The 12,756-nt window shown below is 64.1% G+C and carries 12 protein-coding genes and 1 pseudogene; 4 read left to right on the plus strand and 9 right to left on the minus strand.

The genetic code is table 11. The features are described 5' to 3' along the window. Positions 1 to 6: 6 nt before the first annotated feature. From DQG18_RS02420 to ehuB, 7 genes and pseudogenes are all read right to left on the minus strand, one after another. Positions 7 to 1,500 carry an NAD-dependent succinate-semialdehyde dehydrogenase gene (locus DQG18_RS02420; RefSeq protein WP_116652608.1) on the minus strand — a complete coding sequence of 498 codons (1,494 nt, stop codon included), beginning with the start codon at positions 1,498 to 1,500 and terminating at the stop codon, positions 7 to 9. A 157-nt stretch (positions 1,501 to 1,657) separates the two neighbouring features. After that, a complete protein-coding gene (locus DQG18_RS16670) occupies positions 1,658 to 1,936 on the minus strand; it encodes an Lrp/AsnC ligand binding domain-containing protein (RefSeq protein WP_342771495.1) in 279 nt (92 codons plus the stop codon). 108 nt (positions 1,937 to 2,044) lie between these two features. After that, positions 2,045 to 2,179: pseudogene (locus tag DQG18_RS16675) on the minus strand (winged helix-turn-helix transcriptional regulator); the annotation flags it as partial. 119 nt (positions 2,180 to 2,298) lie between these two features. Then, positions 2,299 to 3,078: an ectoine/hydroxyectoine ABC transporter ATP-binding protein EhuA gene (ehuA, locus tag DQG18_RS02430; protein ID WP_116652610.1), complete on the minus strand. Its 780-nt coding sequence runs from the start codon at positions 3,076 to 3,078 to the stop codon at positions 2,299 to 2,301. After that, a complete protein-coding gene (gene ehuD / locus DQG18_RS02435) occupies positions 3,075 to 3,767 on the minus strand; it encodes an ectoine/hydroxyectoine ABC transporter permease subunit EhuD (protein WP_116652804.1) in 693 nt (230 codons plus the stop codon). The genes ehuA and ehuD overlap by 4 nt, the downstream gene beginning before the upstream one ends. A 4-nt stretch (positions 3,768 to 3,771) precedes the next feature. Next, complete coding sequence (gene ehuC / locus DQG18_RS02440; RefSeq protein ID WP_116652611.1) at positions 3,772 to 4,443, minus strand: ectoine/hydroxyectoine ABC transporter permease subunit EhuC; 672 nt, start codon at positions 4,441 to 4,443, stop codon at positions 3,772 to 3,774. Positions 4,444 to 4,540: 97 nt separating this feature from the next. Continuing rightward, on the minus strand, positions 4,541 to 5,407 hold the full coding sequence (ehuB, locus tag DQG18_RS02445) for an ectoine/hydroxyectoine ABC transporter substrate-binding protein EhuB (protein ID WP_116652612.1): 867 nt from the start codon (positions 5,405 to 5,407) through the stop codon (positions 4,541 to 4,543). Positions 5,408 to 5,803: 396 nt separating this feature from the next. Between ehuB and eutB the strand changes: the two genes are divergently transcribed. Genes eutB through argE form a run of 4 tightly spaced genes read left to right on the plus strand, consistent with a single transcriptional unit; the run spans position 5,804 to position 10,172 of the window. Then, the gene (eutB, locus tag DQG18_RS02450; RefSeq protein WP_116652613.1) at positions 5,804 to 6,796 is read left to right on the plus strand and encodes a hydroxyectoine utilization dehydratase EutB; all 993 of its coding nucleotides are present in this window, start codon (positions 5,804 to 5,806) and stop codon (positions 6,794 to 6,796) included. Continuing rightward, positions 6,796 to 7,788: an ectoine utilization protein EutC gene (gene eutC, locus DQG18_RS02455; protein WP_116652614.1), complete on the plus strand. Its 993-nt coding sequence runs from the start codon at positions 6,796 to 6,798 to the stop codon at positions 7,786 to 7,788. Before eutB ends, eutC begins: the two co-directional genes overlap by 1 nt. A 24-nt stretch (positions 7,789 to 7,812) precedes the next feature. After that, on the plus strand, positions 7,813 to 8,997 hold the full coding sequence (locus DQG18_RS02460; RefSeq protein ID WP_116652615.1) for a M24 family metallopeptidase: 1,185 nt from the start codon (positions 7,813 to 7,815) through the stop codon (positions 8,995 to 8,997). An 8-nt stretch (positions 8,998 to 9,005) separates the two neighbouring features. Then, complete coding sequence (argE, locus tag DQG18_RS02465) at positions 9,006 to 10,172, plus strand: acetylornithine deacetylase (RefSeq protein ID WP_116652616.1); 1,167 nt, start codon at positions 9,006 to 9,008, stop codon at positions 10,170 to 10,172. A gap of 96 nt (positions 10,173 to 10,268) precedes the next feature. Here argE and DQG18_RS02470 read toward each other — a convergent pair whose 3' ends face one another. After that, positions 10,269 to 11,264: an alcohol dehydrogenase catalytic domain-containing protein gene (locus DQG18_RS02470; protein WP_116652617.1), complete on the minus strand. Its 996-nt coding sequence runs from the start codon at positions 11,262 to 11,264 to the stop codon at positions 10,269 to 10,271. 8 nt (positions 11,265 to 11,272) lie between these two features. Beyond that, entirely contained in the window at positions 11,273 to 12,748 is a 1,476-nt protein-coding gene (locus DQG18_RS02475) for a mannitol dehydrogenase family protein (protein ID WP_116652618.1), read from the minus strand. Positions 12,749 to 12,756: the final 8 nt, after the last annotated feature.

A 12,756-nucleotide genomic window follows, 5' to 3' on the forward strand; every position in this document is an offset into this window, starting at 1 on the left:
CCGGCCCTAGCTGCCCCAGTCGCGGCAGACATATTTGACTTCGGTGAACTCCTCGAGGCCGAGCCGGGCGCCTTCGCGCCCCAGGCCCGACTGCTTGAAGCCGCCAAAGGGGATGGGTGCGCCGGTGATTTTGGTGCGGTTGACCGCCAGCATGCCAAACTGGAGCTGGCGCGAAACGCGGTAGATGCGGCGCGGGTCGCGGGTGTGGAGATAGGCGATGAGGCCATATTCGGTCGCATTGGCGCGCGCGACCACGTCCTCTTCGGAATCGAAGGGGGTGAGCGCTGCCACCGGCCCGAAGGTTTCCTCGGCCATGATGAGCGCGGTGTCGGGGACGTCGGCGAGAACGGTCGGCTGGAAAAAGAGGTCTCCCTGCGCGCCGCGCTTGCCGCCGGTGAGGCAACGCGCACCCTTGGCGAGCGCGTCCTCGACGTGTTCGATCTGCTTATCGATGGCGCGGGCGTTCATCAGCGGGCCGATATCGGGATCGGTTTCGCCCGGGCCGACCGAAAGCGCCGCCGTGACCTCGGCGAACCGGGCGCAAAAGGCGTCGTAGAGCCGGCGCTCGATATAAAAGCGATTGGCGCCGAGGCAGTCCTGCCCCGATGTCGCGAACTTGGCCTTTACCGCCTCCTCGACGGCGTGGTCGAGATCGGCGTCGGCAAAGACGATGAAGGGGGCGTGGCCGCCCAGTTCCATCACCAGTTTCTTGATCGTACCTGCCGATTGCCGGTAGAGCAGGCGGCCGATCTCGGTCGAGCCGGTAAAGGAGAGCACCCGGACGCGAGCATCGGCCGTCCAGGGCTCGACGATGATGGGGGCGCGGCCCGTGACGACGTTGAAGACGCCCGCCGGCACCCCGGCCCGGCCCGCCAGCACGGCCAGCGCGGTGGCGGAAAACGGGGTTTCCGAGGAGGGATGGACAAGGCAGGTGCAGCCCGCCGCCATCGCCGCCGCCGCTTTGCGGGTGATCATGGCGGCGGGAAAGTTCCAGGGGGTGATGAGGGCTGCAACGCCCGCCGGCTCGCGCCAGAGCTCGACCTCGGCATTGGGCAGGTGAGAGGTCACCGATTCGATATTGGGGCGTTTGGCTTCCTCGGCGTAGAATTCGACAAAGGAGGCGGTATAGTCGATCTCCCCGCGTGCCTCGGAGATCGGCTTGCCCTGTTCGGCGGTCATGATCCGGGCGAGGTCCTCGCGCGCCTCGACGATCAATTCGTACCAGCGCCGCAGGATGGCCGAGCGCTCCTGGGGCAAAAGGGCGGACCATGCGGGAAAGCTTTCTTCCGCGACATCGATGGCGTGGCGCGATTCATCGGCATCAAGCGAAGGAATATGGCCCAGCACCGTGCCGCTGGCCGGATCGGTCACGCCAAGGGTTGCGCGGGACGCGGCCTCGATCGCCCCGCCGCCCACATAGGCAAAGGGGAAGAAAAGGTCCGGGTCATCCAGACGTGATGCAAGACCGCTCCCGATATGCTTTGCAGACAGGCTGGACACGACGATGACTCTCCCTGGTGTTTTGCCGCCCACACTAGCGGCGAACGGGGAGAGGCTGGCGCCAATCTGGGCGCCAAAAGCCGATGGATTTGCTGCCCGATCGGAGGTCGGGGAGACGGTTCGTCTGCGAAGAAGGGCGCGCTGGCGCGCCTTGCCGTCAGCTCGTCTGGATGAGGCTGGTCAGTGGCAGGGGCTCGTTCTTGACCGGGGCGGTCACGACATAGGAATAGTAGCGCTTGACGCCGACCTTGGCGGCGAGCAGGTCGTCGATCAGTTTCTGGTAGGTTTCGAGGTCGCGGGTCACGACCTTGATCAGATAGTCCATCCCGCCGCCCACGGCCCAGCATTCCACGATCTGGTCGATGGTCGAGATGGCCGTCTCGAACCGGGCGAAGTCCTCGGCCTGATGGCTGTCGAGTTCGATCTGCACGAACACGATGGTCAGCGGTCCGAAGGTGCGCAGGGATATGCGCGCGCCGTAGCTTTCGATGATGCCGGCGTCCTCGAGCCGCTTGAGGCGTTCCCAGCATGGGGTGGGCGTGAGGTTGACACGCTCGGCGAGCGCTGCCTTGGGTATGCGGCCCTCGCGCTGCAGGATCGAGAGGATCTTCAGGTCGCGACTGTCGAGTTTTATATGACTGTGGCGAATGGCCGTGCCCTCTTTCCCGGTTGTTTTGATGAGGGCAGACTACAACTGTCGGCGGGCATGCGTCCAGTTTTGGGAAAAGGATGCACGTAAATCGTCCGCCGGACGAAGCGTGCGGCGGGCGTAGCGGTCTTTTTCGCGTTCGTCCCGGCTCAGTTGCTCTCGAGTACCGCCTTGAGAAACGCGCGTGTGCGCTCCTGCTTGGGATCGGTGAACAATTCTTCGGGCGGCGCCTGTTCGAGCACCTTGCCGCGATCGAAAAAGCAGACGCGATCCGAAATCTGCTGGGCGAAATTCATCTCGTGGGTCACGAGCAGCATGGTGAGGTCGTGTTCCTCGGCCAGCCGCCGGATGACGTTGAGCACTTCACCGACCAGTTCGGGATCGAGCGCGGAGGTCGGTTCGTCGAACAGCATGATCTTGGGGCGCATGGCCAGCGCCCGGGCGATGCCGACGCGTTGCTGCTGGCCGCCCGAAAGCTGGTGCGGATATTTGTCGGCGTGCTCGCGCAGGCCCACCATGTCGAGCAGGTCGTCGGCCCTTTCGCGTGCCTCGGCCCTGGGTATGCCCAGCACCTGGGTGGGCGCTTCGGTGATGTTGCGCCGCACGGTCATGTGGGGAAAGAGATTGAACTGCTGGAAGACCATGCCCAGCTTTTCGCGCATCCTGCGCAGATGGCCCTCGCCGGCTGGCCGCAATCTGCCATTGGCGTCCTTTTCGTGCCAGAGCGTGTCGCCATCGACATAAACGACGCCTTCCGAGATCGGCTCGAGAGTCATCAGCACGCGCAGAACGGTCGACTTGCCCGAGCCCGAGGGCCCGATGATGGTGACCTTTTCGCCGGGCCTGACCTCGAAGTCGAGTTCATCGAGGACGACGAAGCTGTCGAAGCGTTTGACGACCTTGTCGAATTTGATGATCGGCTCGGTCATTTCAGCGGGATTCCTCTCTTGGGCAATCGCATGTCGAGAAAGCGTACGCCGGCCGATGCGATCAGGGTCATGATGAGATAGATGCCGCCCACCATCGACAGCGGGATGAGATAGTTGAATGTCCGGTCGCCGATGATGCGCGCAACGTTGAGCATTTCGAGGACGGTCACGACCGAGAGCAGCGGTACGTCCTTCATGATCGAAACCAGGTAGTTGCCCATGGCGGGGATGATGCGTGGAACGGCCTGGGGCAGAACGATATGGGTGAAGGTGCGCATGCCTTTGAGGTTGAGCGCCCGCGCCGCTTCGTGCTGGCCGCGCGGCACCGCCTCGATGCCGGCGCGATAGACCTCCGAGGTATAGGCCGAATATTGCAGCCCCAGCGCCAGCGCCCCGGTCATGAAGGCGGGTAGAACGATGCCGTATTCGGGCAGGACGTAATAGAGAAAGAAGAGCTGGATGAGGAGCGGGGTGTCGCGCAGGAACTCGGTGACGATGGCCGCCGGCCAGGAGACGATCCTGAGCGGGGCCGCTTTCAGCGCGGCCCAGACGAGCCCCACGACGAGGGCGATGAAAAAGCCCACCACCGTCGCCTGGATGGTGACCACCAGCCCGCGCAAAAGGATGGGCAGGATGGATATGGCGAATGCCCAGCCGCTCGATGTATCCCATGCGATTCCGAACAGCATGGCGTTATCTCCCCCCCGCGCGCCAGCGGCCGACATAAAATTCAAGCATCTTCATCATGGCCGTCAGGACCAGCGCCAGCCCGAAATACATGAACAGTGCCATGGTGTAGATCGTGGTCGAATCCTGGGTGAAATTGCGCAACTGCTCGGCCCTGAAGGCGAGATCCGAAAGGCTGATGAGCGAAACGAGCGCGGTATCCTTGAGATTCTGGATGGCCAGATTGCCAAAGGACGGCATCATTTCGGGGATGGCCTGGGGCAGCGCGATGCGCCAGAGCGTCTTGCGCGGCGTGAAATTGAGCGCCTTGGCGGCCTCGTATTGGTCCCTGGAGACCGCCTCGATGGCGCCGCGCACCACCTCGGCGCCGTAGGCCCCGATATTGAGCGAGAGCGCGAGCACCCCGGCGACGACCGGGGGCAGTCTGAGGTCGATCCCCAGCGCCTGCCCGGCGACGGGAAGCGCGAAATAGAGCCAGAAAAGCTGCACCAGAAGCGAAGTGCCGCGGAAAACCTCGATATAGGTGACCGCAAGCGAGCGGACGGCAAGGTTCGTGGAGGTCTTTCCGATGCCGGCGGCAAAGGAAAGGATGGCGCCCAATATCGTCGAATAGAAGGTCAACTGGATCGTGACCCAGGCGCCCTGCATCAAGGGATTGAGATAGGCGGTCCAATCCATGGGGTCTGTCTCGATCCGGCGTTGGTGAACGGGGTTGTCCGGCCGGGACCGGCGGCGTTACCCACCGGTCCCGGGATCTGATGTCGTTGACCGGGCCTTATGAGCAAAGCTCTTCGGTGGTGCGGTCGAACGAGCGCGAAACGTCGGTATCGGTGAAGCCGTAGCCCGAGACCGTGGCTTCCCATTCATCGGTCTGCTTGTATTCGGCCAGCACCTCGTTGACCGCGTCGCGCAGGTCTTCCGAACCTTGCGCAAAGACAAAGCCGCCCCAGGAACGCTGGGCCTCGCCGTTGATGATGGGGTCGGAGAAGCCGGCCACCAGTTCCACGGCATCGCTCTGGTCGGCCAGCTCGTTGGCGGTGAGCCCGGTTGCGGCATAGGCGTCGGCGCGGCCGGTCGAAACCGTCGAGATCGCGTCGGCGTTGGACGAGATCGTCACCATCTGGTCCTCGTTGACCCCGAGCGCCTGCATCATGTCGAGCTGGTTGGCGCCGGCCATGATGGCGACCTTGAGGTCGGGATTTTCGGCGAAATCGGCATAGGCGCCGATGTCCTTGGGGTTGCCCGCCGCGACCAGAAGGCCCTCGCCATAGGAGGTGTTGGGCTCGGAATAGATGACGGTCGCGCATCGGGTCGGGATGATCGCCATTTCAGCGGCGACCATATCGAAACGATCCGCCTGCAGCCCGGGGATGAGCGAGGAGAAGTCGACGGTGACCCATTCGATGGTGTCGATGCCGAGCTGTCCGGCGATGTAGGCGGCCACGTCCGGCCCGGCGCCCTTGGTCTCACCGGTGACCGGATCGATATATGCGTAAGGGATTTCGTTGGCGATGGCGACGCGGATCGTCCCGCTTTCCTGGATCTCTGAAAGGCTCGCGGCCTGGGCGGCACCGGCAAAGCCGATGATAAAGGCGCCGGCGAGAAGGCATCCGTTGACGGGGGTCAAAATTGTCTTGCGCATAATTCCTCCTGTTTGTCTGGCCTATTTCCAGCCTATTTGGTGACGGCAGGTCATAAACATAGATGATCCGCAATATGTCACAGCTTCTCACAGCCTAACGGACCCATTGCATCCGGTAAACGGTGCAAGATGTTGTCCGTGGATGACAATACTGCCCGATCAGCTTGGCTATGCTTGACCAGTTAAGGTTGCGGACTTATGGGGCCAAGTCGAGGGATGATACGTCTATATAGGCGCCTTATTCGCAGCAAGACCGTCTGTGCAGGGGCGGTAAATTGGAAGGACTGCCCCGAAGGTCCGAATGCATAGTCGATGGGCCGCTCTCCTGCAGGATGCCATCCGAAAGCATGGGTTTCCGGCGGGATCGGCTTCCTGATTTTCCGGGGGGAGTGGTGCATGGCCGATGCCGTGACGATCGAGGACGTGTTCGCCGCCCGGCAGCGGGTGGCGCCGTTTGCCGGCCGCACGCCGCTTGTCGAGAGCGCCGCGCTGAGTAAACGGGCCGGGCACCCCGTCTATCTCAAGAAAGATCACCTGCTTCCAACCGGCAGCTTCAAGCTGCGCGGGGCGACCAACGCCATCCTGTCGCTGTCCGAGGGGCAGCGGCGGCGCGGCGTCGGGGCGGCATCGACGGGCAATCACGGGCGGGCTCTCGCCCATGCCGCAAGCGTTGCGGGCGCGCGGGCGGTCATCTGCATGTCATCGCTCGTGCCCGCCAACAAGGTCGAGGCCGTAAAGAGCCTCGGTGCGGAAGCGCGTATCGTGGGCCGGAGCCAGGACGATGCGCAGGCCGAGATCGACAGGCTCGTCGATAAAGGCGGTCTCATCGACATACCGCCTTTCGACCATCCCGAAGTCATCGCGGGCCAGGGCACGCTGGGGCTGGAAATCATCGAGGCCGTGCCGGAGCTTGAAGCGGTGCTCGTGCCGCTTTCGGGCGGCGGGCTGATCTCGGGCGTCGCGCTTGCCGTCAAGGCCCATTCGCCGGCAACGCGCATCATCGGGATTTCCATGGAGCGCGGCGCGGCGATGGCCGCATCGCTTGACGCGGGCAAGCCCGTGCTCGTCGAAGAGGTGGAAACGCTCGCCGATTCCCTTGGCGGGGGCATCGGGCTCGACAATCGCTATACTTTCGCCATGACAAAGGCGCTGGTCGACGATGTGATCCTTTTGACCGAGCGCGAGATCGCCGAGGGGATCGCCTATGGCTATGAGGCGGAACGGGATGTGCTCGAGGGGGCGGGCGCGGTCGGTATCGCGGCGCTCATTTCCGGCAGGTTCGCCCCGCGCGGGCCCACGGCGCTGGTCCTGAGCGGGAAAAATATCGACAGCACGGTGCATGGCGCCATCATTGCCCGCACCCATGCTGCGTTCAAGAAAGGCGCGTGATGGCAACGGTCAGGATTCTCACCCAGGCCCAGCTCGAGGGCCTCGTGCGTCTGGACGATGAAGCGGTGGCCTGTGTCCGGTCCGCGTTCGAGACGCTCGCCGCAGGATCGGTCGTCATGCCGCCGATCCTGCGGCTCGACATTGCCGATGCCAATGGCGAGGTCGACGTCAAGACCGCCTACGTGCCCGGCCTTTTGCGGTTCGCCATCAAGATCAGCCCCGGTTTTTTCGACAATCCCGCCATGGGCCTTTCCTCGACCAACGGCATGATGGCGGTGCTGAGCACGCGCACGGGCCTGCTCGAAGCCCTGCTGCTCGACAATGGCTACCTCACCGACGTGCGCACCGCTGCTGCCGGGGCCGTCGCCGCCGATCATCTGGCGCGCGAAGATGCGCGCTCGGTCGCGATCATCGGGGCGGGCATGCAGGCACGGATGCAACTCGAGGCGCTGGCGCTGGTGCGCGAGATCGACGAGGTGCGCGTCTGGGCGCGCGATGACCAGAAGGCGCAGGTTTTCGCGCAGCGCGTAGCGGCGGATCGAGGGCTGGATGCCAAAGTCTTCCCGACCGCAAGGGATGCCATGCGCGGCGCCGATATCGTCATCACCACGACGCCGGCGGCAACCCCGCTTGTCGAAGCGGAGTGGCTCGAGCCGGGCCAGCATATCACCGCCATGGGGTCGGACGCCGAGCACAAGAACGAGATCGCGCCCCAGGCGCTGCTGCGCGCCGACCTTTACGTTGCCGACAGTCTTTCCCAGACGCGGCGGCTGGGAGAACTCCATCACGCCATCGCGGCGGGGCTGATTGCGCCCGACGCTCCTTTTGCCGAGCTGGGCGCCATCATCGCGGGAGCGCATCGCGGGCGGGAGAGTGCCGCCGAGATCACCATCGCCGATCTCACCGGGACCGGCGTGCAGGATACGGCCATTGCCGATCTGGCCTGCGTCCGCGCGCTCGCCGCCGGTATGGGCACCAGGATTTCGACCTGACATTTTTCCGGGGGGATCACACAAATGGAAAATGATCGTCTATCGTTCACCCGTGCCGAATATGGCGACAGGCTCGAGGCGACCCGCCGCGCCATGGAGGCGAAGGGCATCGATGTTCTCATCGCCACCAATCCCTGCAACATGCACTGGCTGACCGGCTATGACGGCTGGTCGTTCTATGTGCATCAGGCGGTCATCGTCCCGCTCACCGGCGAACCCTTGTGGTGGGGGCGTCCGATGGACGCGGTGGGAGCGCAGAAAACCACCTGGCTGGGCGATGATTCCATCTTTTCCTACCCCGACGATTACGTCCAGAATCCCGAAAAGCACGCCTATGCGCATCTGTGCGGCATCCTCAGGGACAAGGGCTGGGACCGGCTGCGCATCGGGGTTGAAATGGATACCTATTATTTCACCGCCGCCTGCCTTGAAACGCTGCGTGCCGAAATCAGCGATGTGAAGATCGTCGATGCCACGACGCTGGTCGGCTGGCAAAGATCGGTCAAATCACCCGCCGAGATCGACTATATGGGTAAGGCCGCACGGATCGTTGAAGCCATGCACGCGCGCATCCGCGACGTGACGCGGCCGGGGCTGAGGAAAAACGAACTGGTCGCCGAAATCTATCAGGCTTCGCTGACCGGCGCCGAGGGCATCGGGGGCGACTATGCGGCGATCGTGCCGCTCACGCCCTCGGGCCGCGATGCGGCGGCGGCGCACCTTACCTGGGACGACCGGGAACTGGTGAGCGGGGAAGGAACGTTCTTTGAGATCGCCGGGTGCTACCGGCGCTACCATTGCCCGATTTCGCGCACGGTCTTTCTGGGCACCCCGCCCAGGGAAATGCTGACGGCCCAGCAGGCCGTGCTCGAAGGCATGGAAGCGGGGATGGCGGTTGCAAGACCGGGCTATACGTGCGGGGAGATCGCCGAGGCCTTCTTTGGGGTGCTGAGGAGATACGGCGTCGAAAAGACCTCGCGCACCGGTTATTCGGTGGGGCTGGCCTATCCGCCGGACTGGGGCGAGCACACCATGAGCATCCGGCCCGGCGACCGGACGGTGCTCAAATCCAACATGGTCTTTCACTTCATGCCCGCGATCTGGACGCCCGAATGGGGGCTCGAGATCACCGAAACCATGCGCATCACCGACGCGGGCGGGCCGGAATGCCTCGCCAATGTTCCGCGCGAGCTTCACGTCAAACCATAGGACCCGTCATGGCCCACAAACTGCTTGGCGAAACGCTGGCGATTCTTGCCGATCTCATCGGTTTTGCGACCGTCTCCAGCGACAGCAATCTCGAGATGATCGCCTATATCAACCAGCGGCTCGACCAGATCGGCGCGCGGACCTATCTGACGCTCAATCCCGATGGCAACAAGGGCAATCTGTTTGCAACGCTGGGCCCGCCCGACCAGGATGGCGGCATCGTTCTTTCAGGCCATACCGACGTCGTGCCGGTTGAGGGACAGGAATGGCGTTCGGACCCCTTTACCGCAACGCTGCGCAACCGGCGCGTCTATGGGCGCGGGGCCTGCGACATGAAGGGGTTCATCGCCTGCGCCCTTGCCTTTGCGCCGCGCTTGCAGGAGATCGGGCTGAAACGCCCGATCCATCTGGCGTTCAGCTATGACGAGGAGGTGGGCTGCCTGGGCGCGCAGGTGATGCTGCGCGAATTGCAGGCCAGCGGGCGCAAGCCCTCGCTGTGCATCGTGGGCGAGCCCACGATGATGAAGATCGTCGAAGGGCATAAGGGGTGCTGCGAATATACGACGACCTTCCTGGGGCTCGAAGGGCACGGATCGGCCCCCGATCTGGGCGTCAACGCCATCGAATACGCGGTGTGCTACGTCACCAGGCTGCTTGAGATCGGCGAGACGCTGAAAACGCGGGCGCCGGAGGGAAGCCGGTTCGATCCGCCCTGGTCCACCATCCAGGTCGGGCGCATGGCGGGGGGGATTGCCCGCAACATCATCGCGGGCTCGTGTTCGGTGGAGTGGGAGCTGCGTCATGTGAGCGGGCCGGACTACGAGTTCAGCCACGCCCAGATCCACGATTTCGTCAAAACCGAACTGCTCCCGCGCATGCAGACCATTCACCCCGATGCCGCGATCATCACCGAGACGATCGGCGAGGTGGCCGGGCTCGAACCGATGAGCCGGTCGGAAGCCATGGCGCTGGTCCGCGCCCTCACCGGCAATGAGGACCCGGCCCAGTGCGTTGCCTTTTCCACCGAGGCGGGCCTGTTCCAGGAGCTTGGTATCGATACGGTGATCTGCGGTCCGGGCTCGATCGAGCAGGCCCACAAGCCCGATGAATTCATCGAACTCGATCAGCTCAGCGCATGCCTTGAGATGATCGAGGGGCTGGAAGGGCAGGCTTAGCGCGCGTCAGTGTTTGACGGAATTGTCGAGGCTGTAGGCTTTGTGGAAACCGTGCTCTGTGCCGGTTCAATCAAGAGCTGAAACGCTCTGGTCGTTTTACCCCAGTACCATCTGCACTTTCATGCTGTCGGCGGGTGGATGGCCCGCAAGGATTGCCGCCACCTCTTCCATCGGCAGGCTGTGGGTGACCACCGTGCCGATCCGCGGCCCTATGGCGCGTATCGTTTCGAGGGCCCTGGGGATGTTGTGGTTGAGCGAATGGGTGCCGAGCAGCGAAAGCTGGCGGCGGAAGACTTCGAACGGGGAAATCCCGATGTGGGCCTCCTGCGGGCAGACCCCGAAAAACAGCGCGGCGCCGCCATTGGCCGTATAATCGAGGAGGCTGGAGGCAACCTCGGGGACGCCGGTGGCATCGACGGCGAGGTCGAAGGACTGGTGCAGTCCGGCCAGTTGGGGCGCTCCTGCCATATGGCCGGTGATGCCAAATGCGCTGGCCATCCCGAGGCGCGCTTCGTTGCGGTCGACGGCAACCACCTCGGCGATCCCTTGCGCCTTGAGCGTCAGCCCCATCAGGAGCCCCATCGGTCCGGCGCCGAAGATCAGCGCGCGGTCGATGATGCGGCCTTTCAGCGGAGACAGCCCGTTGAGAACGCAGCCGACCGGTTCGGCCAGCGCGGCCATTCCATAGCTCATGTCGCCGATCGGATGCGCCGCGGCGGCGCGCACGACGCTTTTTTCGGCAAAGCCGCCATTGACGGTAACGCCGTAGGCGCCCAGCCTTTCGCACAGATGCGCCCAGCCCCGCCGGCACGGCGCGCATGTGCCGCATTCGATATTGGGATCGACCACGACGCGGTCCCCGATCCGGAGCCCTTCAACCCCCGCCCCGGTTTCGACGATCTCCCCGGCATATTCGTGACCGGGCACGATGGGAAATGCCGAACTGCCATAGTTTCCGCGTCTGACCTCGATATCGGTGTGGCAGATTCCGCTGGCCCGCACCGCGATGACGACCTCCCCCGGGCCGGCCACGGGGTCGGGGATTTCGCCGGTTTCGGTCCTGTCTTTCGAGGGAAAATAGATCGCCCGCATGCCGTCCCTCACCGGTCATCGCCCAGATACGCCGCGATCGCGGCTGGGGTGCCCTTTTGCCAGATCAGCGACAGCCAGTTTTCAAAGGCATCGGCAAAACGCGGGTGCCGGCCGAGATCGCCATAGATGCGGCCCATGTCGAGCCAGGCGCGCGGGGTCTGGCGTGCCGCACGCGCCGTTGCCTGCAACTGGTTCCAGAGCGGATCGTTGGGTTCGATCGGCGATCCGTCCTCGCGCGTGCCGTAGCACATGCGCGCCCAGGCCGCCTCGACCAGCGCCAGCCCCTCGACCGGGGTTCCCGCCGCAAGCCCGTCCCGAACGCTGCCGAGGACGAATCCCGGATGGCGGGACGAACCGTCGAACGCGACGCGCCGCGTCGTGTCGCCGATCATGGGGTTGGCGAACCGGCGGAGCAGAAGGTCGAGATATTGCTCCGGCGTATAGCCGGATACGGGCGCGACATGGGGCATGATCTCCTCGCGCTCGACCTTTTCGAACACCGCTCGGATGCCGGCGTGCTCCATCGTGGCGGCAATCGTTGCCACCGAGAGCAGTTCGCCCAGATCGGAAATCACCTGATGGCCGCCATTGAGCATCCTGAGCTTCATGCGCTCGAAGGCGTGGACATCGCTGGTGAAGGTTGCGCCCGCCTTGTCCCAATCGGGCCGCCCGCGGCAAAAATCATCCTCGATCACCCATTGGCGGAAGTTTTCGTGGGTAACGGGTGCGGCGTCCCTTATGCCAAATTCCGCCGCAAGCGCAATTTCCTTGGGGCCGGTCGCCGGCACGATGCAATCGACCATGGCGTTGGGGAACGAGCAATTGCGCTCGATCCAGTCGGCAAGCGCCGGATCGGAAAGGCGGGCAAGAGAGACGACGACGCGGCGAAGGACCTCGCCATTGGCCTGGAGGTTGTCGCAGCACAGCCCCGTGAACGGACCCGTTCGGCTGGCGCGGCGCTCGCGCAATGCGGCAACCATGGCTCCGAACGCGGTGCGGGGCGTTTGCGGATGCGTTGCGTCATGGACGATGTCGGGGTGGGACACGTCCAGTTCCCCAAGAGGATCGAGATAATATCCGCCTTCGGTGACGGTGAGCGAGACGATGCGGATGTCGGGCCGGGCCATACGGGCGACGAGCGCGGCGTTGTCGGACTCGACGGGCAGAAAATCGATCATCGAGCCGATCACCTCCGCCGAGCGCCCGGAGGGGTCGAGTTCGACAAGGGTGGTGAGAAAATCCTGGGCGGCCAGTTTTTCGCGCTGCTCGGCATCGCTGGGCCGCACCCCGGCCCCCACGATCGCCCAGTCATGGGCCAGCCCCATCTGCATCAGCCGGTGCAGATACCATGCCTGATGGGCCCTATGGAAATTACCCACGCCGATATGAACGATTCCGGGGCTGAGACGCGCGCGGTCATAGGCCGGGCGCTTTATGTCCGGGGGAAGCTGGTCAAGGGTGGCGTCGGCAAGGGGGATGGCCATGGAAAGAT

Origin of the sequence: Pelagibacterium sediminicola (assembly GCF_003390885.1) — a bacterium.
Classification (GTDB): domain Bacteria; phylum Pseudomonadota; class Alphaproteobacteria; order Rhizobiales; family Devosiaceae; genus Pelagibacterium; species Pelagibacterium sediminicola.